2 protein-coding genes are annotated in these 2,469 nt (G+C 59.0%); both read right to left on the bottom strand.

Annotated features, from left to right (window positions below; all coding sequences use genetic code 11):
• Window positions 1–589: 589 nt before the first annotated feature.
• Complete coding sequence (locus tag HV796_RS41615) at window positions 590–1,123, bottom strand: RES family NAD+ phosphorylase (RefSeq protein WP_175233462.1); 534 nt, start codon at window positions 1,121–1,123, stop codon at window positions 590–592.
• Window positions 1,123–1,563 carry an antitoxin Xre/MbcA/ParS toxin-binding domain-containing protein gene (locus HV796_RS41610; RefSeq protein WP_246356385.1) on the bottom strand — a complete coding sequence of 147 codons (441 nt, stop codon included), beginning with the start codon at window positions 1,561–1,563 and terminating at the stop codon, window positions 1,123–1,125. The genes HV796_RS41615 and HV796_RS41610 overlap by 1 nt, the downstream gene beginning before the upstream one ends.
• Window positions 1,564–2,469: the final 906 nt, after the last annotated feature.

Raw genomic sequence — 2,469 nt, 5'->3', positions numbered from 1 at the left:
CAGACACCGGATGAAGCATACTTCGCCATGCTGCCAGCGATAAAATCGGCAGCTTGATTGCCTCAGCGATTCCACTTAAAAACTCGCGGATCCTGTCCGAACGAATGAGGCTGTCCTCTATCATCGTCTCCGAAACTTGGCGCGCCCGTGCTTCGCTATTTCAGGAATCGCCACGTCTCGACGCACGGTTCGCCTGTCCGCATGCTCGTACGTGGGCAAGGCTAACTTATCAACAGAATCCGTGGAAAACGGTGTGCATAAAATGCGGATGAGATGCATAAGTCCTTGATGCATCTTGGATTCGTTGTCGTGCGCACTCAAACGGCCCCAACCTAGCGTGTGCTCCGCGCGGTTGACGAACAGCATTCGGCGATCTCGGGTCCCAGAGCAGGCACGACAGTCCCACGTCGGGGAGCGCCGGCCCGTCATCGACAGCGATACGCAAGTGAACTGGTGCCGGGACAACGATGGCCTGTGCGCTGTGTACCTGATTGCGCGACGGTTCTTTTGCATGACACGCATATAGATGAGCAAGAAGTGACTTCGTATGTGCGCTCGGCGGCACCATGAATCCAATGCGGCTACGAGTTCACAGCCTCGAAACCATGACTTCCTGAGCTAGCTTGCCCGCCACGCTCAGTTCGAGGCCGATGACCGGTCCGGGCGGCACCGCGGTAAACAGCCGTTCGTCCCAGATGACCGGCAGCGGTGGCGATACCACCAGACGTGCCGCCTCCGGGTGGACTGGGTTGACGAGGACGTTCGATTCCTGACGCGCGACTACCGAAGGAACGACAAAAACAGCCAACCGGGCCTCAGTAAGCCACGTGTCGCCAAATGCCCGCGCGACCTGCAACGCCGACGCGTCCAAGCCGTCTGGCAAGGAATCGACCGTCTGCTGCTCGGCCATGACACCATCGCGGACCTCTGCTTCAACCCACACGTGGGTTTTCGGCACCTTGCCGATCCGCGCGTGTACCAGAATTTCAAGCATCGCCCCGCCAAAGGACATCGCCCCGTAGATGACGGAGCGGCCTGGGCTATTGAAGCGCCCTCCCCCCAGCATCGCGCCGGTTCCGTTCCAGACCGGATGCGACCTGTCTGCGATGCGGAAGATCTGCATCACGTCGGCAGGCCGTAGAAGATCTGCCACAGAAGCGATTCGACGCGGCGCGCGCCAAGCTCCGTGAGGGCGACGTCGACCGGCAGTCGCCCTTCCAGTTCCGGGTGGGGGGTGGCAAGGAACGCACGGGCGTCCCGCGGATCGTCCCAAACGTAGGCTGCGGTTGCATACACGCGGGCGAGGCGCTCGGCTTTTTCGGATTCATTCGTCGTTAGACGATCGCGGCGACGCTTGTAGGTCGCCTCCGGGATGGTCCGGCCACGCAATGTGCGGCGGCTGTCCGCGTCCGTAACGATATGCTGCACGCCGGCGGCGAGCGCCGATTTCGGCAGGCCGTCATGCACCGGCGTTTCGAGCTCGGCAAGCGAGTGCGGCACAGGGGCCAGATCATCTGAAAGGAACCGGCGACAGTATGCCGGAACGATCGAAAGGTACGCCAAGAATAATCAGTCCGTTCTCCGCATTGCTCTGCAAGCGATCCAAAAATGATCCATGAGCGATTCATATTGCTCTGGCGATGATCTGCCGACGGACGGTTTGGCTGAAGCGGAGGCACGACAGATATGTAAACGGAAATGCTGCCGCATTCCCGTTTACATATCCCGTGCTCCAAGGGGAACCCCTTGGAGAACCCGGCCGGCCTAGCCGGGGGGCCACTCGCTTCGTGCATCGCTTTGGGCCGCATTTCGCGGTCACTTCCCACAGTCACCTGACCTTCCCTCCATGCTATTCAGACGTTTGAAGCGCTGCTTGGAGTCGTGTAGCGCATACGCTGTCGATCGGCTAGAGTACGCCCTCGCGAGGGCGTCAAGGCGCTTAGCGCCGTATATCTCCCTGGTTACGCGTCGTAAAAAGAAGGACAAGCACGTTGCCGTGGTGCGTATCGTGGGCCGACGCGCTCGTCGGCTATACACAACAGCAGGAGCCTGAACCCGATGGTATCGGCCGGCAGGCAACGACCTCCTCTGCTTATCAGGCTCCAACACCGATAAAATGCATCGCAATTGCGACGCAACGGGGATTTCCATGAAATAGAAGTCAGCACAACGTAGCCGGCCGACAGCAGCAGCGAATAGAAGGCCATATCCCATGCACGCGCAGCGTTTTCAATTACCGCAATCTGATCCGGATGCGCGTTCAGTAACCGCGCGACCGATTTGTAGACACGCTCAGCTCAAGTTGAGCGGTCGCCCTGCATCCTGCCTCATACCCGCAAAGATGTGCTTCATACTCTACATTATTGAGTTTCCCATAAAACATGACAACCGATTCGATGCTGGCGCGTTATATCTCTAACGGATTGAATGGAGATACGCGCCATGGCAAAGAAGCCGTTGGACGAGGCA

The sequence above is a fragment of the Paraburkholderia humisilvae genome (assembly GCF_902859855.1).
Classification (GTDB): Bacteria; Pseudomonadota; Gammaproteobacteria; order Burkholderiales; family Burkholderiaceae; genus Paraburkholderia; species Paraburkholderia humisilvae.
This window is presented reverse-complemented; position numbering and strand designations above follow the sequence as displayed.

Excerpts from the sequence above, each read along its gene's own strand:
- HV796_RS41615 (WP_175233462.1), bottom strand. The coding sequence starts at position 1,123 with ATGCAGATCTTCCGCATCGCAGACAGGTCGCATCCGGTCTGGAACGGA.